The organism is Falsiroseomonas sp. (assembly GCF_041690465.1).
Classification (GTDB): domain Bacteria; phylum Pseudomonadota; class Alphaproteobacteria; order Acetobacterales; family Acetobacteraceae; genus Falsiroseomonas.
Genome location: NZ_JAWLHG010000001.1, coordinates 384,887 through 411,126, shown reverse-complemented (window position 1 = coordinate 411,126; position 26,240 = coordinate 384,887). Strand labels below are relative to the sequence as shown.

Sequence of the window (26,240 nt, the reverse complement as noted above, 5' to 3'; positions counted from 1 at the left end):
CGCGGTTGAGAAAAAGGGAGCGCGACATGGACAAGGATCGCCTGAAGGGTATGGGCAACAAGATCAAGGGCGAGGTGAAGAAGTCCGCTGGCGAGATGACCGGGAACGAGCGGATGGAAGCCGAAGGCCACAAGGACAAGGCCAAGGGCCACGTCCAGGAGAAGGTCGGCGAGACCAAGGACGCCGCGCGTGACATGGTGGACGGCAAGGACCGGGTCTGAACCGGCCCTGACATGAGAAAGGCCGGGAGGGGCGACCCTCCCGGCCTTTTTCGTGCCCGAAGCCTGGGCTCAGCGGCGCAGGGCGAGGCGCCCGATCAGGCCCTCGTAGCGCGACTGGTTCTTCTTCTTGAGGTAGTCCAGCAGGCCACGCCGCTGGCCGACCAGCACCAGCAGGCCGCGCCGGCTGTGGAAGTCCTTCGGATGCGCCTTGAGGTGCTCGGTGAGCTCGGAAATCCGGGCTGAGAGCAGCGCCACCTGCACCTCCGGGCTGCCGGTGTCGCCAGGCTTGGTGGCGTAATCCTTGATCAGCGCCGCGCGCTGCTCCGTATTCATCGACATCGCGTATCCTTCGCGTGAGGGTTCAGTCCACGCCCTCGAAACCGCCGCCGGGGCCGGTGAGCAGCCTTTCGGGCTGCATCCACCCGTCCGCAAGCCGGCAGAGGCCGATCAGGCGCTCCCCCGCCATGGCGCGCACCAACCCGCCATCAGGGTCGGCAGCGTCCGGAACCCGGCCCATCAGGTCCACCAGGCTCAACGCCTGGCCCTGGAAGAGGCGGGTGGCCTCGGCTTCGGTGACGGCCAGTGCCGGGATGTCGGCCAGCGCGGTCGTAACCGGGAGCAGAAGGTCCGGGGAAGGAGGCGGCGTATCGCCCGAACCGATCAGCCTGTCCAGCGGAATCCCGTGCTGCTCCAGGAAGGGTCCGACCCGCAGCCGGCGCAGGGCTGCGATATGCCCCACCGTCCCGCAGGCCTTCGCCAGGTCGCGCGCCAGCGACCGCATGTAGACGCCCTTGCCGGATTCGACGTGGAAGATGGCAGTGTCCGCATCCGGCCGCTCGATCAGTTCGAAGCGGTCCACGCGGGCCGGGCGCGGTGCGATCTCCACCGCCTGGCCTTCGCGCGCGAGGTCATAGGCGCGCTCGCCGGCGATCTTGATGGCGGAATAGATCGGCGGCACCTGCATGATGTCGCCGCGGAAGGCGGGCAGGGCGGCGTTGATCTGCTCGTCCGTCGGACGCGCATCGGAGGTCCCGATCACCTTGCCATCGGCGTCGTCGGTGTCGCGCGCCTCGCCGAACTTCAGCGTGAAGCGATAGGTCTTGGTGCCGTCCATCACATAGGGGACGGTCTTGGTCGCGGCGCCGAAGGCGACCGGCAGCAGGCCTGTCGCGAGCGGATCGAGCGTGCCGCCATGGCCCGCCTTCTGCGCCTCGAACAGCCGCTTCACCTTGTTCACCACATCGGTCGAGCCGATGCCGGAGGGCTTGTCCACGATCAGCCAGCCATCCAGCTTCCGGCCCTTCGGCTTGCGGTTGGGCCTGCGCCCGCGTCCACCGCCATGGCCGCCGCCACCGCCGGGACGGCCTCGCCCGCCGCGGTCCATTCTCTCGCTCATCGCCTGCTCCGGAAGAGCGCGCGGGCTAGCACGGCTTCAGCCGCCGGCGAAGGCCGCGCCGGGAGGTTCTTTTCCCCGGGCGTGTCTCGCGATGCGAAGGTCGGGGCATCCGATACGCCTCGCCCCGCGCACCGTCCTCCGCCATGACAACCCCCGATTGCGTGTTGGCTCCCGACTCGCCACTGTGCCGGACCCGGTGCTTGCCCGGAGCGGATGATCGCCTTGCGCCTCGACGTACCGACCCTTCTCGTGGCGATCAGCGCCACATCCGCGCTCCTGGGCGTCCTGTTCCTCGCCATCGGGCGCGAAAGCCGCGGAGTCCCGGGCCTGGCGCGGTACGGCGTCGGCCAGCTGCTCGCCGCGGTAGCGGTGATCCTTCTCGGCGCCCGGGGCAAGGTGCCCGGCTTCGTTTCCATCGATGTCGCGAACGCGCTGCTGCTGGGCGCCGCCGCACTGATGTGGTCCACCGCGCGCGCCTTCGCCGGGCGCCGCACCTCGCCGGCCGCCATCGGGATCGGGCCAGCGGTCTGGCTCGCCGCCTGTCAGGTGCCCGCCTTCCACGCCTCCCCCGACCTCCGGCTGGCGCTGATCACGACGCTGCTGGCCGCCTACAACTTCGCCGCCGCGGCCGAGCTGTGGCGGGAGCAGCCGGTGCCGCTCGCGTCACGATGGGTCGCCATCGTGCTGCTTCTCCTGCAGGGCACGGTCTGCGCCGTGCGCGTGCCGCTCCTCGTGGTGTGGCCGATGCCCGTGGCAGGGCCCGCGTTTCCCGCCGGCCCCTGGTTCGAGTTCCTGATGCTGGAGACGCTGCTCAAGATGATCGGCATGGCCTTCGCACTGCTGGCCATGGCGAAGGAACGGGCGGAGGCGCATTCGCATCAGACCCTGGTCGCGGCACGCGACGCGGCCACGAGGACGAGCGAGGCGAAGTCGCGCTTCCTGGCGCGGATGAGCCACGAGCTGCGCACGCCGCTGAACAGCGTGCTCGGCCTGGCGCAGGTGCTGGCGCGGGATCCCCGGCTCACCGCCGACCAGCGGGAGCAGGCCGCGACGCTCGAACGAGCCGGCCGCCATCTGCTGGCGGTCGCCAACGACGTGCTGGACCTGGCGGCCGTCGAGGCGGGGAAGCTACGGCTCAGGCGCAGCCCTGTCGCCCTGCTCGCCTTCGTGGAGGGCTGCGCCTCCCTGGTGCGGCCGCAGGCGGAGGCGAAGGGCATCGCGCTGCGGCACGCTCTGGCACCCGATGCGCCTGAAGCCGTGCTGGGCGACGAGACACGGCTTCGCCAGATGGTCCTCAACCTGCTCTCCAACGCGGTGAAGTTCACGCCAGCGGGCGGCGAGGTCCGCCTGCATGCGCTGCGCAGGGCGCAGGCCGGGGGGCTCAGGCTCGAAATCTCCGATACCGGCCCCGGCATTCCGCCCGACCGGCGCGCGCTGCTGTTCCGCGACTTCACCCAGCTCGAGCCCTCGCCCGGGCAGGAGTTCGGTGGGGCGGGCCTCGGCCTTGCCATCTCGGCCGCGCTGGCCAAGGCGATGGGCGGGCACATCGGCTGCACCACCGCCCCGGATGGCCACGGCAGCCTGTTCTGGCTCGAATTGCCGCTGGAGGAGGCTGCCGCCGGTTGGGCCTCAGTGTCGGAGCTCGCGCCCGCGGCGCCCGTCGGAGCGCTGTCATCCGTGCCGCCCCGCCGCGTGCTGGTGGTGGACGACGTCGCGGCGAACCGGCTGGTGGCGCGTGTCCTGCTGGAGGGCGCGGGCCATGCGGTCGAGCTGGCGTCGGACGGCGCGGAGGCCGTCGAGGCGGTCCGGCAGGGCGAGTTCGACCTGGTGCTGATGGATGTGCACATGCCCGGCATCGACGGCCTGGAGGCGACGAGGCGCATCCGCGCGCTCGACGGGGCCGGCCGGCACGTACCGATCATCGCGCTCACGGCAGACGCGCTGCGCGACCAGGTCGCGCAGTGCCTTGCCGCCGGCATGGACGGCCACCTGGCCAAGCCGCTCGACCGCGCCGCCCTGATGGCCGCGCTGCGCCGCGCGGAGGAATGGGCGGAAGCCTCGTCCGCCTGAATCCGATCCGGGCCCTGGCGCCAGCCACGCCAGCGCCGGCGTCGGGGGCTGGATCAGTCCTCCGCGTCCTCCTGGCGCGGCGCCAGGTCCCGCTGCACCTCCGGCCGCTTCAGCACCGCGTCGATCTTGAACGCGTAGTCCAGCGCGGTGTCCGGCTGGAAATGCAGATCCGGCGCGTATTTCAGCCGCACCGCCTGCGCGACCTGGCGCTTCAGGAAGGGCGAGACGCGCCGCAGCCCGGCGAACTGCGCCTCCGTCAGGTCGCGGCCGAGGCCGCTGACGAAGGCCGTCATGTGCTTGAGGTCGGGCGAGGCGCGCACCTCCGTCACCGTCACATGCAGGTCGTGCAGGTCGGGATCACGGAATTCCTCGCGCGCGAAGACGGCGGCGAGCGCGTGCCGCACCTCCTCCGCAACGCGCAGCTGGCGCTGGCTCGGGCCGAGAGGCGCGTCGCTCCGGCGGGGTGCGGATGCCTTCTCCCCACGGGGCGAGCCAGCGGGCGCGGATGACTTGTCGCCGCGGCGGGTCCTGCTGCGCTCGTCGCCGTCCTGCGCGGCATGCTTGCGGGCCATCCCTGGGCCTCCTTCAAACTCGAAAGGCGCGGTCCTCGCGGCCGCGCCCCCCGCCAGTCCAATCCGGGTGGCGAAGCCTTACAGTTCGGCCGCCACCGTCTCCGTCTCGTAGCACTCGATCTGGTCGCCGACGCGGATGTCGTTGTAGTTCGCGAAGCCCATGCCGCATTCGTAGCCGGACGTCACTTCCTTCACGTCATCCTTGAAGCGGCGCAGCGTGCTGAGCTCGCCCTGGTGGATCACCACGCCGTCGCGCAGCAGCCGCACGCCGGCGCCGCGGCGCACCACGCCTTCCGTCACGCGGCAACCCGCCACGTTGCCCAGCCGCTTGACCTCGAACACCTGCAGGATCTGCGCGTAGCCCAGGAACTTCTCGCGCTGCACCGGCGCCAGCTTGCCGCGCACCAGCGTCTCGATGTCGTCGGCCACCTGGTAGATGATCGAGTAGTAGCGGATGTCCACGCCCTCGCGCTGCGCCAGCTCGCGCGCCTGCGTCGTGGCGCGGACGTTGAACGCCACGATCACCGCGTCGGAGGCCTTGGCCAGCTGCACGTCGGATTCGGTGATCTGGCCCACCGCGCTCAGCAGCACGCGGACCTTCACCTCCTCGTTGCCGATCTTGCCGAGCGTCACGGAAATGGCTTCCGAAGAGCCCTGCACGTCGGCCTTGACGACGACCGCCACTTCCTTCTGCGCGCCGGCCTGGATGCGGGCGAGCATGTCGTTGAGGCTGCCGCGGCCGGCGCTGATCGCCGCCACCTGCTTCTCGCGGTTCTTGCGGGTGCGGAACTCGCTGATCTCGCGGGCGCGGACCTCGTCCTCCACCGCGACGAAGGTCTCGCCGGCCGCGGGCACGCCCGACAGGCCGAGGATCTCCACCGGCAGCGAGGGATCGGCCTCCTTCACCTGGCGGCCCTTGTCGTCGAGCATCGCGCGCACCCGGCCCCATTCGGCGCCGGCCACCACGATGTCGCCCTGCTTCAGCGTGCCGCGCTGCACCAGCACGGTCGCCACCGGGCCGCGGCCGCGGTCGAGCTTGCTCTCGATCACGGTGCCCTCGCCGGCGCGGTCGGGGTTGGCGCGCAGGTCGAGGATCTCGGCCTGCAGCTGGATCGCTTCCAGCAGCTTGTCGAGGTTGGTCTTCTGCGTCGCCGAGACCTCGATCTCCTGCGTCTCGCCGCCCAGGCTTTCCACCACGATCTCGTGCTGCAGCAGTTCCTGCCGCACGCGATCGGGGTTCACGCCGGGCTTGTCGATCTTGTTGATCGCCACGATGAGCGGGACGTTCGCCGCCCGCGCATGGCTGATCGCCTCGATCGTCTGCGGCATCACGCCGTCATCCGCGGCGACCACCAGGACGACCATGTCGGTCACGCCGGCGCCGCGCGCACGCATGGCGGTGAAGGCCTCGTGGCCCGGCGTGTCGATGAAGGTCACGCGCTCGCCGGTCGGCAGGGCCACCTGGTAGGCGCCGATGTGCTGGGTGATGCCGCCAGCCTCGCGGGCGGCGACATCGGCCTTGCGCAGCGCATCCAGCAGGCTGGTCTTGCCGTGATCGACATGGCCCATGATGGTGACCACCGGCGGACGCGGCAGCAGCGCCTCCGCCTCGTCCTGCATGCCCTCCAGGCCGATCTCCACGTCGCCCTCGGCGACCCGGCGGATGCGGTGGCCGAATTCCTGCACCACCAGCTCCGCCGTGTCGGCGTCGATGGACTGGGTCAGCGTGGCCATCACGCCCATGCGGAACAGCGCCTTCACCACCTCGCCGCCACGGGCGGCCATGCGGTTGGCGAGTTCCTGCACGGTGATCGTCTCGGGCACCACCACGTCGCGCACCACGCGCTCCGCGCCGGAGCGCAGGCGGGCGAGCTCCTGCTGCCGGCGCTCGCGCTCACGCGCGCGGCGGATGGAGGCGATGGAGCGCGTGCGCTCGTCCTCGCCCTCGATCGCGGCGCCGATGTCGATGCGGCCCTCACGGCGGCCGGGACCGGCCATGGTGTTCTTCTTGACCGGCACCGGGGTGCCGCCCTTCTTCGCGTCCGGGCCCATGCCGGAGCGGCGGCGATCGTCGTCGCGCGCCCGCAGCGTCAGCTTGGAGGGCGTGTCGGCCGATGGCGCCGCCGGCGGCAGGCCGGCGCCGGGACCAGCCGGGCGGCGCGGCGCGCCGAAGCCGGTCGGCACCGGGCCGGGGCGGCCGCTGCGCAGCGGGGCACCACCGGCCGGGCGCGCACCGGCGCCCGGACCACCGGGACCGCCCGGGCCGGAGCGGGCATAGCCACCCCCGGCCGGACGCGGCCCCTCGCCAAGGCGCGGCGGCGGGCCGTCGCGGCGCGGGGGCAAGGGCGGGCCATCGCGGCGCGGGCCGCTCGGCGCGTCGCGCCGGGGCGCGCCATAGCCTTCGTCACGGCGCGGACCGCTGGGCGCGTCGCGGCGCTGCACCGGCGCGTAGTCGGCGCGTGCGGCCAGCGGGACGGGGCGCGGCGGCGGGGCCGCGACGGACGGACCCTCGACCGGCGCGGCGGGGCGCGGCGGCGGGGCCTCGGCCGACGGCTCGGCAGAGGGCTCGGCAGGCGGGGGCGCCTCCGCCGGCGCGGCGGCCGGCGCTTCGGCCTGGCGGGAGACAGGCTCCTCCGCGGCGCGACGACGGGCCTCGGCGGCGGCCTCTCGGCGCGCGTCCTCCTCCTCCTCGGCGCGGCGGCGCTCATCTTCGGCGCGGCGCGCGGCCTCCTCGGCGGCGGAGCGCACCATCAGCGCCTGGCGCTCGCGCTCCTCGCGCTGGCGCGCGGCCTCGGCCTTGCGCTGCTCCTCGAGCACGCGCTGGCGGGTGGCGATCTCGGCCTGGGTGAGCGGGCGCGCGGCGCCCGCGGCGGGCTTGCCCGCCGGCTGCGCCGATCCGCTCCCGGCGGACTTGCTCGGCCCGCCCAATGGCTTCGCGGTGGGGCCTGCTGCGCCCGGCTTGGGCGCGGGCGTGCCGGCGCCGGTGCGCTTCTTCAGCACCTCCACCTGCACCACCTTGCTGCGCCCGTGGCTGAAGGACTGCCGCACGCTGCCCGCGTCCACGGTCTTGCCCAGGTCCAGGCGTCCGCCCGGCCGGAGCGAAAGCCGGCCCTTGCCTGCATCCTGGTCGTTCTGGTCGCTCATCCGCCGATCCGAACCCGATCTCTCGTCTGTCATTTCGCCATCCCAGCCGCGCCGTCGCGGCGGGTCTGCTTCGCGGCCCGCGGGCCGCGATGATCCTCATGCCGCGCCGGGTTGTCGCCCGGCCTGCGGCCGCCACGCGGTTGCGTGGCTCCGTCGTTTCCGGCCCCGGGGACGCCCCCCTGGACGACCCCGGCCAGCCTGGCGGCTTCCGCCGCGATCCGTTCCGCCAACCGCCCGGAGGCGATGGCCACATGCACCGCCCGGTCCCGCCCGAACGGCAAGCCGAGCTGCGCCGCATCGAGCGGCGCAACCACCGGCACCTGGCGATGGCCCACCAGCCGGGCCTTCTCGGCCGGGCTGCCATCCGCCGCCTGCACCAGCAACCCGGCGCGGCCGACCTGCAGCCATTCCCTGGCCGAGTGCCAGCCACTCACCGCCTGCCCGGCGCGCCGCGCGAAGCCGATGAGGTCGCGGACGCGCCCCCGAAGGCCGTCCTCGATGCGTGCGCGAAGCTCGGGGGGCACATGCACCTCGCCGCGGGACGCCTTCGCAAAGGCCCCGCGGCGCGCGGCCTGTTCTATCACATCGGCCCTCGCGCTCAACCACATTCCCCGGCCCGGCAGCCGTTCCGCGAGATCCGGCACCACATTCCGGTCGGGATCCAGCACGAAGCGGATCATCGCCTCCTTCGGCAACCGCTCACGCGTGACGAGACAGCGGCGGAAGGGGCCGCGCTCGGCCTCCTCATCCGTCTCCGCCTCCGGCGCCGACCCAGGGTCCGCTCCAGGATTCGTGATGTCAGCTGCCGCGCGCGTCGTCCGCCTCCCCGTCACTGGCCTCGCCCTCCATGGGCTGCGCCCCGTCCTCGTCGGACACCGCCTCTTCGGTCATGGCCTCGCCCGCCTCGGGCTGGGCCTCGTCCTCGCCGCCGGTTTCCAGCGGCTCGTCGCCGAACCAGCCGGCGGATTGGCGGGCCGCCATGATCACCGCGTTCGCCGTCTCCTCGTCCACCGCATCGGCGCCGAGGATCTCCACCAGCTCGTCGCCGGCGAGATCGGCCAGGTCCTCGAGCGACTTCACGCCCTTCTCGCCGAGGGCGACCAGCATCGCCGGCGAGAACCCGCCGACCTCCGCCACCGCATCCTCGACGCCCATCTCGCGGCGCTTCTCGTCCAGCTCGCCGTCGCGCTTCTCGAGGAAGGCGGCGGCGCGGCGCTTCAGCTCGCCGGCGATGTTCTCGTCGAAGCCCTCGATGCCGGCGAGTTCCTCGTCATCGACATTGGCGATTTCCTCGACGGAGCCGAAGCCCTCGGTCACCAGCAGGCCGGCGATCACGTCGTCCACGTCGAGGCCTTCTACGAACAGGCCGCTGCGCTTGCGGAAATCCTCCTGCCGGCGCTCGCTTTCCTCGGCCTCGGTCAGGATGTCGATGTCGTAGCGCGTGAGCTGCGATGCAAGGCGCACATTCTGGCCGCGGCGGCCGATGGCCAGCGAGAGCTGGTCGTCAGGCACCACCACTTCCACGCGGCGTCCCTCGTCGTCCAGCACCACCTTCGACACTTCGGCCGGGGCGAGGGCGTTGACGATGAAGGTGGCCTGGTCGGGCGACCAGGGAATGATGTCGATCTTCTCGCCCTGCAGCTCCTGCACCACCGCCTGCACGCGGGAACCCCGCATGCCGACGCAGGCGCCGACCGGGTCGATGCTGCTGTCGCGGCTGATCACCGCCATCTTGGCGCGGCTGCCGGGGTCGCGGGCGACCGCCTTGATCTCGATGATGCCGTCGTAGATCTCCGGCACTTCCTGCGCGAAGAGCTTCGCCAGGAAGCCGGGATGCGTGCGGGAGAGGAAGATCTGCGGGCCGCGCGGTTCCTCGCGCACGTCGTAGATGTAGGCGCGCACGCGGTCGCCGTTCTTGAAGGCCTCGCGCGGGATCGTCTCGTCGCGGCGCAGCAGGGCTTCGGCGCGGCCCAGGTCCACCATCAGGTTGCCGTATTCGGTGCGCTTGACGACGCCGTTGATGATCTCGCCGACGCGGTCCTTGTATTCGTGGTACTGCTTGCTGCGCTCCACCTCGCGCACGCGCTGCACGATCACCTGCTTGGCGGTCTGGGCGGCGATGCGGCCGAAATCGATCGGCGGGAGGGGATCCACGATGAACTCGCCCACCGCGATGCCGGGGCGGATCTTCTGGGCGATGCGCAAGGAGAGCTGCGTCGCCTCGTTCTCCACCGGCTCGGCCTCCACCACCTCGGTCCAGCGGGAGAGCTTCACCTCGCCGGTCTTGCGGTCGATGACGGCGCGGATGTCCTTCTCATGGCCGTATTTGGCGCGGCCGGCCTTCTGGATGGCCTGCTCCATCGCCTCCAGCACTTCCTCGCGCTCGATCATCTTCTCGCGCGCGACGGCGTCGGCGACCTGCAGCAGCTCGGGGCGTGCGATGGCGACATCGAGGGCCATGGTCTCAGTTCCTCGGGTTGGTGGCCGCGGTCGCGGCGATCAGTTCATCGGTGAGCACGAGCTTCGCCCTGCGGATGTTGCCCCGCGGGAAGGCGATCTCGTTCCCATCCTCCAGCTTCAGCCGCGCCATTTCGGCATCGGCGCCGAGGGCGATGCCCTTGAAGCGCTTCCGCCCCTCCTGCGGCACCACGAGTTCCACCGTGGCGACGTGGCCGGCGAAGCGGTTCCAATCCTTGGCCCGGGTCAGCGGGCGGTCGATGCCGGGGGAGGACACCTCCAGCATCCATTCGCCCCGGATCGGGTCTTCCACGTCCAGCACGGCGCCGATGGCGTGGCTGATGGTCTCGCAATCCTCGACCAGGAAGGGCGCGCCGTCGGCGCGGTCGGCCATGACCTGCACGGTCGGACGCTCCTTGCCGCTGACCTGCACGCGCACGAGCTCGTAGCCCAGCTGGCGCAGGCTCGGCAGGATGGCGCCGGCGATGCGCGCCTCCAGCCCCTCATGGCGGGGCAGGTCGTCTTCGGCAGGGAGGGTGTCGGATTCGGTCATGCGCTGCATCTTGCGCCTGCCGTCGCCGGGAAGGGGACCAACAAAAAAGGCGGCCCTTTCGGGGCCACCCTCCGGTACGACGGAAAGCGATCTCACGCCGTCATATAGGCCGCCATGTTGCCGGCGGCAAGCGCGTTCTGGCGGCCGGGCAGCCGCCGGCGATTCACGCCCTGGTGGGCCCAGCTGCGCTGCGCGCGCCCAGGGCGATCGCGGCCTACTCGGCGCCCGGCGGGGCGGGCACCCGGGCCAGGTGGGTCACCCGGCGGCGGCCATGCGCGCGGACCGAGAGCGGTTCGGCATGCAGGCGGTTGTCGAACACCTCCGCATGGCCCTGCCGGGCGACGCGTAGCAGGCAGAAATGGTCGGTCACGCGCGTCAGCCACCAGCCTTCCGGCAGCCCCTGCCGCACCGCGCGCAGCAGGGTCGGGCGGCCCTCCACCGGGCGCGGCTCGGCGCCGATGCCGGCGAGGTCCAGCGCGCCGACCAGGTCGCGCCACCAGGCGGTGACGATCTCCCGCCCCGGTGGATAGCGCTCCGGCGCGACGCGGGCGAGCAGGGCGCAGGCGCTGGCGTAGGACACGCCGGCCGCGGTGGCCACCACCGCCGGCCCGCACCACGGCGCGAAGCCGCCGCGCTCGCCGGCGAACTCCTCCGGGCGGCGCAGGCGCGGGCGGTCGTCATTGGCGGGGAGCAGCTGCATGCGCGAGGCCCTGCGTGGAGGAGGCAGGGCCTCACGATAGCGTGAAGCATACAATCACACAATCGCGATCTTACGCGATATCAGGCGCTTCAGCCGACCAGCCCGAAGCTCCGCGCCAGCATGTAGGCCGCGACCACCAGGATCAGCCCGGCAAAGACCCGGGTCAGCAGGCCGCGCCGCCGCGCCAGCCGCCTCGCCGCCCGCGCGCCTAGGGTGCTGCCGAGCAGCCCGCCGGCCACGAAGACGCCCGCCAGCCCCCAATCCACCAGCCCGGCCGCGGCATAGCTGCCCGCGGTGGCGAGCCCGAAGGCCGTCACCGCCACCAGCGAGGTGCCGATCGCCTGCAGCATCGGCATTCCCGTCGCCAGGATCAGCCCCGGCACGATCAGGAAGCCGCCGCCGATCCCGAAGAAGCCCGAGAGCCCACCGACTGCCAGGCCCGTGCCGACCAGCGCCGGCGCATTGCCGCGGTTGAGCCGCACCCGGCGGTCCTCGCCCGTATCGCGCCGGCGCAGCATCAGCGCCGCGACGACGATCATCATCACCGCGAAGGCGCCGAGCAGCAGCTGCCCATCCACCGCCTTGCCCAGCCTGGCGCCGAGCAGGGCGCCGACCACCCCGGTGCCGGCGAAGACGCTGGCGCAGGGCCAGCGGACGTTGCCGGCACGCGCATGGTTCACCAGGCTCATCGCCGCATTGGCCGCCACCGCGACCGCGCTGGTGCCGATCGCCAGATGCGGCACCGGCACGCCGACCAGGTAGACGAGCAGCGGCACCGCCAGGATCGAGCCGCCGCCGCCCACCAGCCCGAGCGAGAAGCCGACCAGCACGCCCGAGGCACCGCCAAGCAGCGTCTGCAGCAGCGAGAGCGTCAGCATGGCATCAGGCCGTGGCGAGGCCGCGGTTCCAGGGCATCAGCCGCAGCAGACGCGCCAGCCCGCAGGTCCCGCTGACGCCGGCGAAGACCAGCCCCGCGCCGACGAAGCCCGCCAGCGCATGGAACCACGGCGAGACGGTCGCGCCGAGCAGCACGCCCAGCACCACCATCGTGCCCGCGGCGATCTGCACCTGGCGCATCAGCTCGAGCGGCTGGCGGCGGTCCTCGGCGACCGGCAGGCCGGCGCGCTTCCAGGCCTCCAGCCCGCCTTCCACCACATAGGCCTCGCAGCCGCCGGCCTTGGCGGCCAGCCGCGCCGCGTTGCCCGTGGTGCGCGCGCCGGAGCGGCAGTGGAACAGCACCGGCTTGCCCTCGTGCACCGCGAGCTCCGCCTCCTCAAGGCGGGAGAGCGGCAGGTTGCGGGCGCCGGGGATGCGCGCGCGGGCGTGCTCGTCCGGCTCACGCACATCCACCAGCGTCGCACCTTCCTCGTGCAGCAGGCGGGCGGCATCGGCTGGGGCGATGGTCTTCAACATGGCTGCGTCCCTGGTTCCTGGTGCGGCGGGCCACGCGGCCCGCCTCGTGCCGTCCATATGTAAGCTTGTGCTTATTAATGCAAGCTCTATATTGCGCCCATACCCCGCAGGCCGGGGCAAGGAGGACAGACACATGCCGAAGCCCGAGATCCGTGCCTTCTTCGACGAGCCGACCAACACCGTCAGCTACCTGGTCTGGGACCCCGCCACGAAGCAGGGCGCGGTGATCGACCCGGTGCTCGACTGGGACCACAAGTCGGGCTCCGCAGACACCGCCTTCGCCGACCGCCTGCTCGCCGCCGCACGTGACGAAGGCGTCGCCATCGCCTGGGTGCTGGAGACCCATGCCCATGCCGACCACCTGACCGCCGCGCCCTACATCAAGGCGAAGACCGGGGCGCCGATCGGCATCGGCGAGCACATCAAGGAGGTGCAGCGCATCTTCCGCCCGGTCTTCGACGCGCGCGACCTGAAGCCGGAGGGCGGCGATTTCGACCGGCTGTTCAAGGATGGCGAGCGCTTCCCGCTCGGCAGCCTCGAGGTCGAGGTGATGCACCTGCCCGGCCACACGCCGGCCGACATCGCCTACAAGGTCCAGGCGCCGGACGCGGCGGGGGAGCCGGCGGACGTCTTCGTCGGCGACACCATCTTCATGCACGACTACGGCACCGCCCGCGCCGACTTCCCCGGCGGCGACGCGCATGCGCTGTTCCGCTCGATCAAGCGGCTGCTGTCGCTGCCGCCGGAGACGCGGCTGTGGATGTGCCACGACTACAAGGCGCCGGGCCGCGACGAGTACGCCTGGCAGAGCACGGTGGCCGAGCAGCGTGCGCACAACCCGCATGTGAAGGATGGCACGACGGAGGAGGAATTCGTCGCCTTCCGCACCGGCCGCGATGCGAAGCTCGCCGCGCCGACGCTGTTGCTGCCCTCGATCCAGGTGAACATCCGCGCCGGCCGCTTCCCGGAGGCCGAGGCGAACGGCGTGCGCTACCTGAAGATCCCGGTGAAGATGAAGGGCGGCGCGGCGACGGCGTAACGCGCCAGGCGGCCGATGTGGCGATGCCTGCGGGAAGGGCGCGGCGCAGGCCGGGTCGACCCGCCTGGTTCCGCGCCGTGGCGAAGTCGAGAACTCTCTCCGCCGCGGCGGACGCGCCTGTCATTGGCCCGTCGAGCCGCTGAGGCCCGGCGCCGTCAGCCGCTCTTCGACACCGTCTGCATCGCCACCCGCGCGGTGCCGTCGGCCACATGGGCGGGCAGGGGGCGGAAGCCGCCCGGGATCTCGATGTCCGGCCGCTCGGCGAAGAGGCGCGACCAGGCGCGGGATGAGATCTCCTTCGCCTCCCGGATGATGGCGGCCTCGTTCATCGTCGGCACCGTGCCGTCGCGCATCACCCAGGCGCCGTCCAGGCAGCAGGACCACCTCGAATTGACGGGGCAGGGTGGATGCTGGTCCGATGCATCCTGGAGGCGCGGCCACGCCCTCGGCCGTCGCGGGATTCGCACATGCAGAACGGCACGCGCTTGGACGCGGTGCGCGATCACAACCAGGGCCTGGTGCTGGGGCAGATCCTGCGTCTTGAAGGGCCGTCTCGCAGCGAGATCGCCGAGCGGATCGGGCTGACGGCGGCCGCCGTGTCGCGCATCACGCGTGACCTGATCGATGCGGGGCTGGTCAGTGAAGGCGACGAGCAGGTCGCCAATCCAGGCCAGCGCGGCCGTCGGAACATCCCGCTGCTGCCGCGGGCACGCGGCGCCTTCTTCCTTGCCGTCAGCCTGACGATCTCCGACCGCCGGGTCTCGCTGGTGGATCTCACCGGACGACGGGTGGCCGAGGCCGCGATCGGCGGCGGCCTGCCCAGCTCCTACCCGGCGCTCACCGACACCATCGCGAAGACGGCAACACGGCTGCTCGCGCTGAAGAACGTGTCGCGCCCCCGCCTGCTTGGTCTCGCAGCCATCACCTCCGGAGCCGTCGATGCGGCCGGCCAGGTTCTGGATTCGTCGCTCGATGTGCTCCGCGGCCGCGATCTCGTCGCCGATCTGCAGCTTCGGCTCGGCATCCCGGCGCTTGCGGAGACGGTTGGCCGCGCGCTCGGCGTCGCGGAGACCATGCGCGCCGCCGGCACGGGTGGCCTGCGGCTGCCCGGGCCGACGCTGGTTCTGCATGTCGCCTTCGGGCTCGGCGTCGCCATCCTGCTCGACGGCGCGCCGGTCCGCAGCACGGCTGACGAGCGCATGGCCGGGCACATCGCGGTGCCCGGCGCGAAGGGGCGCTGCATCTGCGGCGCGACCGGCTGCCTGATGACGGCCGCGGCCGGATTCGGGATCCTGCAACGGCTGCGCCGCACGGCCGACCGCCCGGCGAGCTGGGCCGACATGCGGGCCTCGGAGCTGGCGGAGGCCGTCGCGGCGGCGGAAGTGGGCGGCGAGGTGCGCACCGCCTTCGCGGCGGCGGGGCGGGTGATGGGGCAGCACCTGTTCGCGCTCGGCGCGCCCGTCGGGCCGCGGCAGGTGCTCCTGGCAGGACCGGTCGCGGCCGCCGCGCCCTATGCCGCGGCGGCGCGCGAGAGCCTGGTGCAGGCCTTCCGCCGCGCGGGCCTCGCGCCCCCGCCGGTCATCGTCTCGCACATGGACTACCTCCAGGCTGCCGAGCGCCTGGCGCTGGTGGAGTTCGCCCTGGCGCGTCCGCTGGACCTCGGTCCTCTGCTTGCCGGGGCGACGAGCCGGCCTCTATGATTGCCGGTGGTAAGCAATTGCACGCAGGAGCCGCCGGATGAAGCTCATCGACCTCACCCGCGAGATCGTCCACAAGATGCAGCGGCTGCCGAACCATCCGACCATCGAGGTCTATCCGTTCAGCACGCATGACGAGAAGCGGGTTGCCGACGGCTACGAATTCTCCGCCGCGACGATGGTGCTGCACACCGGCGACCATGGCGGCACGCATGTGGACGCGCCCATTCATTTCGACAGCCGCCCCGGCGCGAAGACCATCGACCAGATGCCGCTCGAGACCTTCTTCACCGAGGCTGTCTGCCTCGACCTGACGCATGTGCCCGATCGGACCGACATCACCATCGCGCATCTGGAAGCCGCGGAGCGCGCCGCTGGCATCGAGATCCGCCCGAAGGACACGGTGCTGCTCCACACCGGCTTCTACGCCCGCGCGGCCGGCACCGAGGGCTACATCACCGACTTCCCCGGCCTGACCAAGGAAAGCGCCACCTGGCTCGGCAACAAGGGCATCACCGCCTTCGCCGTGGAATCGGTCAGCCCCGGCCGCCCGGGCCGCAACAATTTCGAGGTGCACCATGTCTGCCGCGACCTCGGCTTCACGCATTACGAGGGCGTGATCAACATGGACAAGCTGGTGGGCAAGGGGAGGTTCCGGTTCCTCGCCATGCCGCTGCGCATCCGTGGCGGCACCGGCAGCCCGGTGCGCGCCGTGGCGTTGCTGGACGAATGAGCCGGGCGCCCTGGCAGCTGACGGCGGCTGGACTCGCCGCCGCCTTCGCCGCCGGCGAAACCACGCCCGCCGCGGCGCTGGATTCCTGCCTGGAGCGGCTGGCGCAGGTGAACCCGCGCCTCAATGCCGTGGTCACGGTTGACGAAGCCGGGGCGCGCACGGCTGCGGCGGAGAGCACGGCCCGCTGGCACTCCGGTACGCAGCGCGGCCCGCTGGACGGCGTGCCGCTGACGGTCAAGGACAACCTGTTCGTCGGCCGGATGCGCGCCACCTGGGGCAGCCGGCTCTACGCCGACCACGTCGCGCCGCGCGACGACCTCCCGGTGGCACGGCTGCGCGCGGCGGGTGCGGTGATCATCGGCAAGACCAACACGCCGGAATTCGCGCTCGCCGGCTTCACCGACAACCCGGTGTTCGGCTCGACGGGCAACCCCTGGGCGCCCGACCTCTCTCCCGGCGGATCGAGCGGCGGCGCGGTGGCGGCGGTCGGCGCGGGCATCGGCCCGCTGGCACTCGCGACCGATGCCGGCGGTTCGCTGCGGCGCCCGGCCGGGCATGCGGGCCTGGCCACGATCAAGCCCGGCATCGGCCGCGTGCCGCGCCGCCACGGCTTTCCGCCGCTGGCACAGGATTTCCAGGTGATCGGCCCGATCGCCCGCTGCGTGGCCGATCTGCGTGCCGCCTTCGATGCGATCGCCGACCCTGCACTGCCCTTCCCCGGCTGGCCGACAGGATTGCGGCTGCGTGCCGTCGCGGGCTGCGGCGATGCGCCAGTGGATCCCGAGGTGCGCGCGGCCTTCGCCGCGGCGCTGTCCGGCGTCGCGGCGCTCGGCCATGACGTGGAGGAGGTGCCGGCGGCGTGGGATCCCGACGAGGTCGGTGCCCTGTTCGGCACGCTTGCCGCGGCCGGCGTGGCGCGCGTCGTCACGGCGCATCCGGGCTGGGAAACGCTGGTCACGCCCGCGATCCGCGCCCAGGCGGAGGCCGGTCTGGCGCTTTCCGCCGCCGACTATGTGCGCGCCTCGGATCGCGTCGCGGCACTGCGCGCCGAGCTGGTGGACTGGGTGCGGGGCGGCCATGCCGTGCTGACGCCCTCGGCCGCGATCATGCCCTGGCCGCGCGACAAGGGCTTCCCGCCGATGGTGGACGGGCGTGCGGCCGGTCCGCGGGCAGGCGCCATCTTCTCGACGGTGGTGAACCTCGCAGGCCTGCCGGCCGTGGTGATCCCGGGCGGCTACGGTGCGTCGGGGCTGCCGGTCGGGCTGCAGCTCATCGGCCCGCCGGGGTCGGAGACGGCGCTGCTCGACCTGGCGGCGAGCATCGAGGCCGCGCGGCCCTGGCGGCAGCTCGCGCCGCTCGAGGGCTGAGCGCGCGACATCAGGTGCCGGTGCTGCGCACCGGGAGTCCGGTGGTGTCCAGCCGCTCCAGCCAGGCCGGGCCGCCCTGCGCCACGAACAGCGCGGCGCCAAGCGCGGCAAAGGCCGTCTGCACCGCCAGGTCGCGCTCGCCGAAGGTGCGGCGGGCGGCGTTGGCGCAGATCAGCACGCCGAGATAGCGGCCCTGCCACATCATCGGCGCGAACATCGAGGAGCCGGCGCGGAAGGCCTGCAGGATCTTCACGAAGCTCGGCACCAGCGTCGTGTCCCGCAGCAGCAGCGGGTGATGGCTGTGCGCCACCTCGCCGGGATGGCCGAGCCTGATATCCACCAGCTCATGGTGCTGCTCGGCCGGGAAGTTCACCGGCGCGGCGATCAGGTGGTGCCGGCCGTCGGGCATGCGCAGGAAGGCGGCGGCGGCGCAGCCGATGGAGTTCGGCGGCTGTTCCCGGAAGGCATTGGGCGCGAGCGCGGCCGCGGGATCGCCGAGCAGCGCCGGCAGGCAGCGCGTGACGCACCACAGCGCCTCCTCCGGCCCGGCCGCGCGCGCCGCCTCGCCGCCGATGCGGGCGAACGCGAGCACCGCCTCCTGCGCCAGGGTTCCGAAGTCGTTCATGGCCTTGTCCTCAGTGCAGAACGGTCGGCAGCCAGGTGCTGAGGCCGGGGAACGCCATCAGCAGCAGCAGGCAGGCGACCAGGACGATGACGAAGGGCAGCACGCCCTGGATGATCTCGGCGATCGGCCGGCGCAGGATGCCGGTCAGCACGTAGAGCACCATGCCGACCGGCGGCGTGATCAGTGCGATCTCCATGTTGAGCGTGAAGATCACGGCGTACCAGATCGGATCGATGCCGAGTGCGACGATGATGGGATGGAGCACCGGCAGGACGATGAAGATGATCGAGATCACCTCGAGGATCATGCCGAGGATGAACAGCAGCACCATGGTCACGGCCACGAAGGCCCAGGCCGGCAGGTCGAGCGACTGCACCAGCGCCAGCATGTCCTGGCTGATCTGCAACCGCGTGACCGCGGCGCCGAGCACGTTGGAACCGGCGATGATGACCAGGATCAGCGAGGTGGAGAGCAGCGTGCTGCGCAGCGCCGCGGCGATCTCGCGCAGGCCGACGCTGCGATAGACGAACACGCCCACGATCAGCGCCCAGGTCACGCCGATCGCCGCCGCCTCGGTGGGCGTGAAGATGCCGCTGTAGATCCCCCCGACCACGATGACGGGCAGCGCCAGCGCCGGCAGGGCGCGGCGCGTCGCCTCCAGCCGCTCGGCGCGGGTCGCGCGCGGCAGCTTCTCCGCCACGCCTCCCCGGGCACAGACGAAGACGGCATAGGCGATCAGCGCTGCCGTGATGACCAGGCCCGGCACGATGCCGGCGATGAACAGCGCGCCGATCGATTCCTCGGTGATCTCGCCGTAGAGCAGCATCGGGATGGAGGGCGGGATCATGATGCCGAGCGTGCCCGCCGCGGCGACCAGCCCGTAGGAGAAGCGCCGGTCGTAGCCGCGCGCCAGCAGCGGCGGCACGCAGACGATCGCCATGCTTGCGGCGTTCGCCACCGAACTGCCGGTGATGCTGGCGCCGATCGCGCTTGTCACGACCGCCGAGATCGCGAGTCCCCCCGGCAGGTGGCCGAGCCATCGCGTGACGGCGTTGAACAGGATCTCCGTCACGCCGCCGCGGCTCAGGATCTCGCTCATCAGGATGAAGAGCGGGATGGCGATCAGCAGGAAGGAGTTGATGCCGGCGAACAGCGTGGATGGCAACGCCGCAAGGCTCGCCTCGCCCATGCCGGCATAGCCGGCGCCGAGCCCGACGATGGCGATGCCGATGCCCACCGGGATTCCGGTGGCCAACAAGGCGAGCAGCGCGACGAAGACCCCGGCGATCATGAGGTGCTCCGGCCGCTAGACGTGCTGGACTTCCGCCGCCGGCGCGCGCCCGGCGACGAGACCGGCCCGCGTCAGGGCGCGGGCGAGGAATTCGAGGCACAGGGCGCTGAACGCGATCGGGATCACCAGGTAGGGGATCCAGAGCGGCGTATCGAGCTCCGAGGCGCTGGTCGCCTCCATCATCTGCGCGATCTCGACGAAGCCCAGGCCGAGCCAGGCCGCGAAGCCGCAGAAGGCGGCGCCCAGCAGGTCGGTGGCGATGCCGAGCCGCGCGCGGCTGCGCGGCGAGAGCCGGCTGACCACCAGGTCCACCTCCAGCTGGCTGCCCAGCCGCAGCGCATAGGGCGCGGCCATCAGCCCCACCCAGGAGATCGCGAAGGTGCTGACCTCATGCGTCCAGTGGGTGGGTGCGTGGAAGACGAAGCGCATCACCACCTCGAACTGCACGATGATGTAGAGCATGGCCAGCAGCGCGCCGGCGAACAGCGCCAGGGTGACGCTCAGGATGCGCACCACCCTGTCGAACGCGGTGGCGACGCTGCGGAGCGGCATGGCGGCAGCCGCCTCAGGCCGCGGTCCTGAGCGCTTGCACGGCCGCCACGATCTGCTTGGCCTCCGCCGAGGCGCGCCCTTCCCATGCCGCGACCGCCGGCGCGAAGCCGCGGCCCCAGGCGGTCTTCTCCTCGGGCGAGAGGATGTGGGTCTCGATGCCCTTGTCGATCAGGAACTGCGTAGAGGCACGGTCGCGCCGGTCGCTCTCCTGCACCGACCAGCGGAACACCTCCTCGCCCGCCTTCAGCAGCGCCTCCCGATGCGCAGGCTTCAGCGCGTTGAAGCGCGCGGTGGAGATGTTCACCGCCATCACGCCGAAGGCGGCGCCGGTGATGGTGGCATGGCGCACCACCTCCCAGATCTTGCGGGATTCCAGCGAGGTGACGCCGGTGATGGCACCGTCGATGGTGCCGCGCTGGATGCCGAGATACATCTCGCCCGGCGACATCACGATCGGCGAGGCGCCGAGCGCGCGCAGCCCCTCGGCGGACAGGCGGCCGTAGCCGCGGATCTTGAGCCCCTGCAGGTCGGCGGGTGCGCGGATCAGCCTGACGTTGTTGCCGAAGTCGAACAGCGAGCCGAAGAACATGGTGTGCACCATCGTCATCCGCCGCCGCTCCATATGCGCGGAGAAGCCGCGGTGCAGCGGGCCATTCGGATCCCAGCACCGCTCCGCATGCGCGGCGTCGGCAAAGAGGAAAGGCAGGTCCGGGATCTCCGCCACGGCATCGGTGGACCAGACGCTGGTGAGGTTGTGGCCCATGTCCACGCCGCCGGAGACCACGGCCGTGGGGATGTCGCGCGCGCCATAGAGCTGGCCGGCGGGAAAGACCTGGATCTCCACCTCGCCATTCGTGAGTTCCTTCACGCGGTCGGCCAGGCGCTGCTGTCCCTGCGCGTTGTGATGGCTGGTCGGCAGCGTGCCGGCGTAGCGCAGCGTCACCTCGGCGGCGTGCGCCGGACGCGTGAGCAGCGCGGGAGCGGCAACGAGCGCGCCGAGCATGGTCCTGCGATGCATACCCATGAGCCTGTCTCCTTGCTTGGCGGCGCCGTCTGATGGCGCCGCTGCCTCTTGCTGCCGCCGGGTGGCGCCCTGCAGCTTATTTGATTTCCGGTGGTAAGCAATGCCACACGATGTTGCCGCGCATGCAATCCTCGCGCCAGTTCAGCGGCCGTCTGCGATCCAGGCCGGATCAGGCCGCACGCCGAGCCCCGGCCCCGGCGGCGGACGCACCATGCCCTGCTGCGGCAGCACGCGCGGCAGAACCGGATCCTCCGCCAGGTAGCCGGAGGTGATGCTCACGCCCCAGCCGACATCCCGCAAGAGGCAGGCAAGCTGCGCCGTGGCCGCCGCGCCGACCGAGCTCTCGCTGATCTTGCAGGCCAGGGTCTGGGCCATGCCGAGCGCGGCGCAGCACGCATCCGCCTGCAGCACGGCGAGCGCACCGCCGAGCTTGATCGCCTTCAGCCCCACGCCGCGCGCGGCGCCGCCGGCGGCCATTCGCGCGATGTCCTCCATCCCGTGCAGCCCCTCATCCAGGCAGAGCGGGAAGGCGGCTGCGGCCTGCACGGCGGCCATGCCGCCGAGGTCATCGTCGGCGACCGGCTGCTCGAGGTAGTCGAGCTGGCCCGCGGCCAGCCGCCGCACGAAATCAAGTGCCTGCGGCACGGTCCATGCCATGTTCGCATCGGCCGAGAGATGTGCGCCCGGGCCCAAGGCGGCGCGCAGCGCCTGCACCGCCTCGGCGTCCTCGGCCGGTTCGGCGAGGCCGACCTTCATCTTGAAGTGGCGGTAGCCCGCGTCCCAACCGGCGCGCGCCGCCTCCAGCGCAGCGGCCGGGCCGCCGCCGCCGATCATCAGCAGCGCGGGTGCCTCGTTTCGCAGCTTCGTGCCGAGCAATGCGGCGAAGGGCAGCCCGGCGCGGCGGGCAAGCAGGTCGAGGACCGCGATCTCCGCCGCCGCCTTCGCCCCGGTATTGCCGCGGATGCTCCGCGCCATGCGCATCAGCGCGCGGACAGGTGGCTCGGTGCCGGCGGCGGCGAGGGTCGGGGCAAGATGCCGCTCCACCACGGCGACCATGCCGGGCAGCACCTCGCCCGTCATGGTCGGCGCCGAGGCGGCCTCGCCCCAGCCCTCCTCCCCGTCCGCACCGCGTGCCCGGACCAGCAGCGTCTCCGCATGGGTGATGACCTCGCTGGCCAGCCGCATCGGGGTTCGCATCCGAAGGCGCAACGGAAACGCATCGAGACGTATGGTGCCGAGCGGCGCGTCGCCCAGGTCCGGGACGGCATGGGGGAGAGGGGCGGAATCCGCAGGCATGGCTCGAGGAGTGGAGCACAGCCCTCGGCCTGATGCACGCCGAACGCCTGCAGCCACGCCACCGGGACGGACGGGGTCGAGGCGAAGGAAGCAGAGCCGCGAGCGGACGATCAGACACGCGTGAGGTCGGGAGGTCTGGCCGCCCTGGCGGACTGATCTGGCGCAAGGTCCGACTGTTCCGGCCGGATTAGACGGTCTCCTGGACGTGGCGCCGCGGGCGCCGGAACAGCCGAGCAGGCGGCAGCGCAGCGCGGAGGAGCCCATGCCCGAAACCACCATCGCCCCCTGCGGGAGGTCTCGCTTCCGCGTTGTCGCTGCGCGCGTCGGCGGTCGCGCATCCGATCGGGTTGCCTGAAACCGTGCGGCGCGGACCGAAGATCCTGCTGGCCGTCTTCGTCCTCGCCGCCGTGCTTGCGGCAGGCGGCTGGTCCTGGTGGCAGGGTCGCGAGGCGCGCCTGCCGGAGGGCATCGCCTTCGGCAACGGGCGGCTGGAGGCGGAGCAGGTGGACGTCGCCACGAAGTTCGCCGGCCGCATCGTCGAGATCCTGGCGAGCGAGGGGGAGATGGTGGAAGCGGGCCAGGTCGTCGCCCGCATGGACACGGCGGAGCTCGAGGCACAGGTGCGCCAGGCCGAGGCGGAGACGCGCCGCTACCGCCGTTCCGTCGAGGAGGCGCTGGCGCAGCTCGAGCAGCGGCGCGGCGAGGCCACGCTCGCCGCGCGCACCCTCGACCGTACCTTGCGCCTGGCGGCACAGGGGCATGCGCCGCAGCAGACCGTGGACCGCCACCGCACCGAGGCGCGGTCGGCCGAGGCGGCGCGCGACGCGGCGGAGCGGCATGTCGAGGCGCTGCGGGAGGCGGTCGAGGCGGCGGAAGCCGGCGTCGAGCGACTGAACCAGCAGATCCGGGAGGCGGCGCTGCGCGCCCCGCGCAGCGGCCGCGTGCAGTACCGGCTCGCGCAGCCGGGCGAGGTGCTGGCACCCGGGGGCAAGGTGCTGACCATCCTCGACCTGACCGATGTCTACATGACGATCTTCCTGCCGACGCGGGCGGCTGGCCGCCTGGCCATCGGCGCCGAGGCGCGGCTCGTGCTGGACGCCGTGCCGGAAACCCCGGTGCCCGGTCGCGTCTCCTTCGTCGCCTCCCAGGCGCAGTTCACGCCGCGCCAGGTGGAGACGCGGGAGGAGCGGGAGAACCTGATGTACCGCGTGCGGGTGAAGGTGCCGCCGGCGCTGCTGCGGCGCTACGAGGACCGGGTGAAGGTCGGCCTCACCGGCCTCGCCTATGTGCGGCTGGACCCGGATGTGGCCTGGCCGGATTTCCTGCAGTCGCGCCTGACGGGAACGGATTGGTGGAGCGGGTGAGCGCACCGATCGTCGAGGCGACGGGCCTCGTCCATCGCTACAAGACGACGCTTGCGCTGGAGGATGTGTCGCTCGCGCTGCCCGCCGGCGGCACGCTCGGCGTCATCGGGCCGGATGCCGTGGGCAAGTCCACGCTGCTCGGCCTGCTCGCCGGCGCGCGGCGCATCCAGGCGGGCAGCGTGCGCGTGCTCGGCGGGGACATGGCCGACGCCGCGCATCGTCGCGCCGTCTCGCCGCGCATCGCCTATATGCCGCAGGGCCTCGGGCGGAACCTCTATGCGGACCTCACCGTCGCGGAGAACGTGGATTTCTTCGCGCGGCTGTTCGGCCATGCGCGGGCGGAGCGACGGCGGCGGATTGCGGAGCTGCTGGAAGCGACGGGCCTCGCGCCCTTCCCGGACCGGCCGGCGGGCAAGCTCTCCGGCGGCATGAAGCAGAAGCTCGGCCTTTGCTGCGCGCTGGTGCACGACCCCGACCTGCTGATCCTGGACGAGCCGACCACGGGCGTGGACCCGCTCTCCCGCCAGCAATTCTGGGAGCTGATCGAGCGCATCCGGGTGCGGCGCCCCTCGATGGGCGTCGTCGTCGCCACCGCCTACATGGAGGAGGCGGAGCGCTTCGACCAGCTGGTCGCGATGCATGCGGGAAGGGTGCTGGCCGCCGGCGCGCCGCCCGAACTGCGCGCGCAGGCCGGCGCGGCGACGCTGGAGGAGGCCTTCGTCGCGCTGCTGCCCGAGGCCGCCCGCCACGGCGCGAAGCGCCTGGAAATCCCGCCGCGGCCGGAGACGGAGGAGGAGCCCGCGATCGTGGCGGAGGGGCTGACACGCCGCTTCGGCGACTTCGTGGCAGTGGACCATGTCAGCTTCCGCATCGCGCGCGGCGAGATCTTCGGCTTCCTCGGCTCGAATGGCTGCGGCAAGACGACGACGATGAAGATGCTGACCGGGCTGCTGCCGCCTTCCGAGGGCAGGGCCTGGCTGTTCGGCCAGCCGGCCGGCAAGGGCGGCCTCGAGACGCGCCGCCGCGTCGGCTACATGTCGCAATCCTTCTCGCTCTATGCCGAGCTGACGGTCGAGCAGAACCTCGACCTGCATGCGCGTCTCTTCCACCTGCCGCGGGAAGGCATCCGGCCGCGCGTGGAGGAGATGGTGGAGCGCTTCGACCTCTCGGCGCACCGCGATGCGCGCGCAGCCGACCTGCCGCTCGGCGTGCGGCAGCGGCTGTCGCTGGCCGTCGCCGTGATCCATGCGCCGGAGATGCTGATCCTGGACGAGCCGACCTCGGGCGTGGACCCGCTGGCGCGCGACGCCTTCTGGGAATTGCTGGTCGATCTCTCGCGCCGGCAAGGTGTGACGATCTTCATCTCCACCCACTTCATGAACGAGGCGGCGCGCTGCGACCGCATCTCGCTGATGCATGCTGGCCGCGTGCTGGCGAGCGGCACGCCGGAGGCGCTGAAGGAAGCGCGCGGCGCCGAGACGCTGGAGGAAGCGTTCATCGGCCATCTGCGCGAGGCGGACCAGGGAAGCGCAGCGGAGCAGGTGCCGGATGCCGCCGCCCTGCCCGCGGCCGGCGCCGCCACGCCGCCGCCGGGCGGCTCCGCGCGCGCCGCGCTGCGCCGCTTCTACGCCTATTCCTGGCGGGAAGCGCTGGAATTGCGGCGCGACCCGATCCGGCTCGCCGTCGCGCTCATCGGCACGGCGCTGCTGATGCTGGTCTTCGGCTTCGGCATCTCGACCGATGTCAACCGCCTGACCTTCGCCGCCCTCGACCGTGACCGGACCACGGAGAGCCGGGCCTATCTGCGCGACTTCTCTGGTTCCGCGTATTTCCAGGAGCGGCCACCGATCGCAGACGAGGCGGAGATGTGGCGCCGCCTGCGCAGCGGCGAGATCGCCGTGGCGATCGAGATCCCGTCCGGCTTCGGCCGCGACCTCCGCGCAGGGCGCCCGACGGAGGTCGCCGCCTGGCTCGATGGCGGGCTGCCGTTCCGCGCCGAGACGGCGACCGGCTATGTCGCGGGGCTGCATGCGGGCTTCCTCGCCACGCTCGACCCCGGCAGCACGCGCATCCTCTCGCCTGCCGGGATCGAGACGCGCTTCCGCTACAACCAGGACTTCAAGAGCATCTACGCCATGGTGCCGAGCACCATCGCCATCCTGCTGATGCTGATCCCCTCCATCCTGATGGCGCTGGGCGTCGTGCGGGAGAAGGAGCTCGGTTCCATCACCAACTTCTACGTCACCCCCGTCACGCGGCTGGAGTTCCTGCTGGGCAAGCAGCTGCCCTATGTCGTGCTGAGCATGGGCAATTTCGCCCTGATGCTCGTCATGGCGGTGACGGTGTTCGGCGTGCCGCTGAAGGGCAGCCTGGCGGGGCTGACGCTGGGCGCGCTTCTCTATGTCACCGCGGCGACCGGGATCGGGCTCGTCATGTCGGCCTTCACGCGCACGCAGATCGCGGCCCTGTTCGGCACCGCGATCGCCACGATGATGCCCGCGACGCAATTCTCCGGCATGCTCCAGCCGGTCGCCAGCCTGGAAGGCGCCGGCCGCGTGATCGGGGAGCTGTTCCCGACCGGCCACTTCATGAAGATCAGCGTCGGCGCCTTCACCAAGGGGCTCGGCTTCGCCGATCTCGTGCCCTTCCTGCTGCCGCTCGCCGCCTTCATCCCGGTGCTGACGGTGGCCGGCGTGCTGCTGCTGCGCAAGCAGGAGCGATGAGGC

The 26,240-nt window shown here is 72.0% G+C and carries 24 protein-coding genes; 8 read left to right on the top strand and 16 right to left on the bottom strand.

Annotation, left to right across the window (positions count from 1 at the left end; translation table 11 throughout):
• Positions 1–26 precede the first annotated feature (26 nt).
• Complete coding sequence (locus ACESM1_RS02020; protein WP_372617231.1) at positions 27–221, top strand: CsbD family protein; 195 nt, start codon at positions 27–29, stop codon at positions 219–221.
• A 69-nt stretch (positions 222–290) separates the two neighbouring features.
• Here ACESM1_RS02020 and rpsO read toward each other — a convergent pair whose 3' ends face one another.
• Positions 291–560, bottom strand: coding sequence for a 30S ribosomal protein S15 (gene rpsO, locus ACESM1_RS02015; RefSeq protein ID WP_372617229.1), 270 nt, complete (start codon positions 558–560; stop codon positions 291–293).
• Positions 561–582: 22 nt separating this feature from the next.
• The gene (gene truB, locus ACESM1_RS02010) at positions 583–1,617 is read right to left on the bottom strand and encodes a tRNA pseudouridine(55) synthase TruB (RefSeq protein ID WP_372617227.1); all 1,035 of its coding nucleotides are present in this window, start codon (positions 1,615–1,617) and stop codon (positions 583–585) included.
• A gap of 213 nt (positions 1,618–1,830) precedes the next feature.
• Between truB and ACESM1_RS02005 the strand changes: the two genes are divergently transcribed.
• The gene (locus ACESM1_RS02005) at positions 1,831–3,687 is read left to right on the top strand and encodes a response regulator (protein WP_372617225.1); all 1,857 of its coding nucleotides are present in this window, start codon (positions 1,831–1,833) and stop codon (positions 3,685–3,687) included.
• Between the two features lie 53 nt (positions 3,688–3,740).
• On the opposite strand, the gene rbfA is transcribed toward ACESM1_RS02005, so the two are convergent.
• From rbfA to ACESM1_RS01965, 8 genes are all read right to left on the bottom strand, one after another.
• Positions 3,741–4,259: a 30S ribosome-binding factor RbfA gene (rbfA, locus tag ACESM1_RS02000; protein ID WP_372617223.1), complete on the bottom strand. Its 519-nt coding sequence runs from the start codon at positions 4,257–4,259 to the stop codon at positions 3,741–3,743.
• A gap of 78 nt (positions 4,260–4,337) precedes the next feature.
• Positions 4,338–7,403, bottom strand: coding sequence for a translation initiation factor IF-2 (gene infB, locus ACESM1_RS01995; protein ID WP_372617221.1), 3,066 nt, complete (start codon positions 7,401–7,403; stop codon positions 4,338–4,340).
• Positions 7,404–7,432: 29 nt separating this feature from the next.
• Positions 7,433–8,236 carry an RNA-binding protein gene (locus tag ACESM1_RS01990; protein WP_372617220.1) on the bottom strand — a complete coding sequence of 268 codons (804 nt, stop codon included), beginning with the start codon at positions 8,234–8,236 and terminating at the stop codon, positions 7,433–7,435.
• On the bottom strand, positions 8,202–9,863 hold the full coding sequence (gene nusA, locus ACESM1_RS01985; protein ID WP_372617218.1) for a transcription termination factor NusA: 1,662 nt from the start codon (positions 9,861–9,863) through the stop codon (positions 8,202–8,204). Before nusA ends, ACESM1_RS01990 begins: the two co-directional genes overlap by 35 nt.
• A 4-nt stretch (positions 9,864–9,867) precedes the next feature.
• Entirely contained in the window at positions 9,868–10,413 is a 546-nt protein-coding gene (gene rimP / locus ACESM1_RS01980) for a ribosome maturation factor RimP (protein WP_372617216.1), read from the bottom strand.
• 214 nt (positions 10,414–10,627) lie between these two features.
• Positions 10,628–11,113, bottom strand: a complete 486-nt coding sequence (locus tag ACESM1_RS01975) for a hypothetical protein (protein WP_372617214.1) — start codon at positions 11,111–11,113, stop codon at positions 10,628–10,630.
• An 89-nt stretch (positions 11,114–11,202) separates the two neighbouring features.
• A complete protein-coding gene (locus ACESM1_RS01970; RefSeq protein WP_372617212.1) occupies positions 11,203–11,991 on the bottom strand; it encodes a sulfite exporter TauE/SafE family protein in 789 nt (262 codons plus the stop codon).
• A gap of 4 nt (positions 11,992–11,995) precedes the next feature.
• Positions 11,996–12,526, bottom strand: a complete 531-nt coding sequence (locus tag ACESM1_RS01965; protein ID WP_372617210.1) for a rhodanese family protein — start codon at positions 12,524–12,526, stop codon at positions 11,996–11,998.
• Between the two features lie 133 nt (positions 12,527–12,659).
• On the opposite strand from ACESM1_RS01965, the gene ACESM1_RS01960 reads away from it, so the two are divergent.
• Positions 12,660–13,565, top strand: a complete 906-nt coding sequence (locus ACESM1_RS01960; protein ID WP_372617208.1) for an MBL fold metallo-hydrolase — start codon at positions 12,660–12,662, stop codon at positions 13,563–13,565.
• A gap of 155 nt (positions 13,566–13,720) precedes the next feature.
• On the opposite strand, the gene ACESM1_RS01955 is transcribed toward ACESM1_RS01960, so the two are convergent.
• Complete coding sequence (locus tag ACESM1_RS01955; RefSeq protein WP_372617206.1) at positions 13,721–13,918, bottom strand: hypothetical protein; 198 nt, start codon at positions 13,916–13,918, stop codon at positions 13,721–13,723.
• Between the two features lie 114 nt (positions 13,919–14,032).
• Here ACESM1_RS01955 and ACESM1_RS01950 point away from each other — a divergent pair, with 114 nt between their 5' ends.
• From ACESM1_RS01950 to ACESM1_RS01940, 3 genes are read left to right on the top strand one after another with little or no spacing between them, the layout of a single operon-like run.
• Positions 14,033–15,265: an ROK family protein gene (locus ACESM1_RS01950; RefSeq protein WP_372617204.1), complete on the top strand. Its 1,233-nt coding sequence runs from the start codon at positions 14,033–14,035 to the stop codon at positions 15,263–15,265.
• Positions 15,266–15,302: 37 nt separating this feature from the next.
• Entirely contained in the window at positions 15,303–15,995 is a 693-nt protein-coding gene (locus ACESM1_RS01945) for a cyclase family protein (protein ID WP_372617203.1), read from the top strand.
• A complete protein-coding gene (locus ACESM1_RS01940) occupies positions 15,992–17,362 on the top strand; it encodes an amidase (protein ID WP_372617201.1) in 1,371 nt (456 codons plus the stop codon). The genes ACESM1_RS01945 and ACESM1_RS01940 overlap by 4 nt, the downstream gene beginning before the upstream one ends.
• Positions 17,363–17,372: 10 nt before the next feature.
• Here the strand turns inward: ACESM1_RS01940 and ACESM1_RS01935 are convergent, their stop codons facing one another.
• The 5 genes from ACESM1_RS01935 to ACESM1_RS01915 form a co-directional block, all read right to left on the bottom strand.
• The gene (locus tag ACESM1_RS01935; protein ID WP_372617200.1) at positions 17,373–17,987 is read right to left on the bottom strand and encodes a GAF domain-containing protein; all 615 of its coding nucleotides are present in this window, start codon (positions 17,985–17,987) and stop codon (positions 17,373–17,375) included.
• 10 nt (positions 17,988–17,997) lie between these two features.
• Positions 17,998–19,278 (bottom strand): TRAP transporter large permease, encoded by a 1,281-nt coding sequence (locus ACESM1_RS01930; protein ID WP_372617199.1) that lies wholly within the window; start codon positions 19,276–19,278, stop codon positions 17,998–18,000.
• A gap of 15 nt (positions 19,279–19,293) precedes the next feature.
• Positions 19,294–19,830: a TRAP transporter small permease gene (locus tag ACESM1_RS01925; RefSeq protein ID WP_372617198.1), complete on the bottom strand. Its 537-nt coding sequence runs from the start codon at positions 19,828–19,830 to the stop codon at positions 19,294–19,296.
• 13 nt (positions 19,831–19,843) lie between these two features.
• Complete coding sequence (locus ACESM1_RS01920; protein ID WP_372617197.1) at positions 19,844–20,854, bottom strand: TRAP transporter substrate-binding protein; 1,011 nt, start codon at positions 20,852–20,854, stop codon at positions 19,844–19,846.
• A gap of 141 nt (positions 20,855–20,995) precedes the next feature.
• Complete coding sequence (locus ACESM1_RS01915) at positions 20,996–22,051, bottom strand: mandelate racemase/muconate lactonizing enzyme family protein (protein ID WP_372617195.1); 1,056 nt, start codon at positions 22,049–22,051, stop codon at positions 20,996–20,998.
• 458 nt (positions 22,052–22,509) lie between these two features.
• Between ACESM1_RS01915 and ACESM1_RS01910 the strand changes: the two genes are divergently transcribed.
• Positions 22,510–23,514 carry an HlyD family secretion protein gene (locus ACESM1_RS01910; protein WP_372617193.1) on the top strand — a complete coding sequence of 335 codons (1,005 nt, stop codon included), beginning with the start codon at positions 22,510–22,512 and terminating at the stop codon, positions 23,512–23,514.
• Positions 23,511–26,237, top strand: a complete 2,727-nt coding sequence (gene rbbA, locus ACESM1_RS01905; protein WP_372617191.1) for a ribosome-associated ATPase/putative transporter RbbA — start codon at positions 23,511–23,513, stop codon at positions 26,235–26,237. The genes ACESM1_RS01910 and rbbA overlap by 4 nt, the downstream gene beginning before the upstream one ends.
• Positions 26,238–26,240 lie beyond the last annotated feature (3 nt).

Coding starts and splice junctions, on each gene's coding strand:
- ACESM1_RS02020 (WP_372617231.1), top strand. CDS start 27: ATGGACAAGGATCGCCTGAAGGGTATGGGCAACAAGATCAAGGGCGAG.
- rpsO (WP_372617229.1), bottom strand. CDS start 560: ATGTCGATGAATACGGAGCAGCGCGCGGCGCTGATCAAGGATTACGCC.
- truB (WP_372617227.1), bottom strand. CDS start 1,617: ATGAGCGAGAGAATGGACCGCGGCGGGCGAGGCCGTCCCGGCGGTGGC.
- ACESM1_RS02005 (WP_372617225.1), top strand. CDS start 1,831: ATGATCGCCTTGCGCCTCGACGTACCGACCCTTCTCGTGGCGATCAGC.
- rbfA (WP_372617223.1), bottom strand. CDS start 4,259: ATGGCCCGCAAGCATGCCGCGCAGGACGGCGACGAGCGCAGCAGGACC.
- infB (WP_372617221.1), bottom strand. CDS start 7,403: ATGAGCGACCAGAACGACCAGGATGCAGGCAAGGGCCGGCTTTCGCTC.
- nusA (WP_372617218.1), bottom strand. CDS start 9,863: ATGGCCCTCGATGTCGCCATCGCACGCCCCGAGCTGCTGCAGGTCGCC.
- rimP (WP_372617216.1), bottom strand. CDS start 10,413: ATGACCGAATCCGACACCCTCCCTGCCGAAGACGACCTGCCCCGCCAT.
- ACESM1_RS01975 (WP_372617214.1), bottom strand. CDS start 11,113: ATGCAGCTGCTCCCCGCCAATGACGACCGCCCGCGCCTGCGCCGCCCG.
- ACESM1_RS01970 (WP_372617212.1), bottom strand. CDS start 11,991: ATGCTGACGCTCTCGCTGCTGCAGACGCTGCTTGGCGGTGCCTCGGGC.
- ACESM1_RS01965 (WP_372617210.1), bottom strand. CDS start 12,526: ATGTTGAAGACCATCGCCCCAGCCGATGCCGCCCGCCTGCTGCACGAG.
- ACESM1_RS01960 (WP_372617208.1), top strand. CDS start 12,660: ATGCCGAAGCCCGAGATCCGTGCCTTCTTCGACGAGCCGACCAACACC.
- ACESM1_RS01955 (WP_372617206.1), bottom strand. CDS start 13,918: ATGCGCGACGGCACGGTGCCGACGATGAACGAGGCCGCCATCATCCGG.
- ACESM1_RS01950 (WP_372617204.1), top strand. CDS start 14,033: ATGCAGAACGGCACGCGCTTGGACGCGGTGCGCGATCACAACCAGGGC.
- ACESM1_RS01945 (WP_372617203.1), top strand. CDS start 15,303: ATGAAGCTCATCGACCTCACCCGCGAGATCGTCCACAAGATGCAGCGG.
- ACESM1_RS01940 (WP_372617201.1), top strand. CDS start 15,992: ATGAGCCGGGCGCCCTGGCAGCTGACGGCGGCTGGACTCGCCGCCGCC.
- ACESM1_RS01935 (WP_372617200.1), bottom strand. CDS start 17,987: ATGAACGACTTCGGAACCCTGGCGCAGGAGGCGGTGCTCGCGTTCGCC.
- ACESM1_RS01930 (WP_372617199.1), bottom strand. CDS start 19,278: ATGATCGCCGGGGTCTTCGTCGCGCTGCTCGCCTTGTTGGCCACCGGA.
- ACESM1_RS01925 (WP_372617198.1), bottom strand. CDS start 19,830: ATGCCGCTCCGCAGCGTCGCCACCGCGTTCGACAGGGTGGTGCGCATC.
- ACESM1_RS01920 (WP_372617197.1), bottom strand. CDS start 20,854: ATGGGTATGCATCGCAGGACCATGCTCGGCGCGCTCGTTGCCGCTCCC.
- ACESM1_RS01915 (WP_372617195.1), bottom strand. CDS start 22,051: ATGCGAACCCCGATGCGGCTGGCCAGCGAGGTCATCACCCATGCGGAG.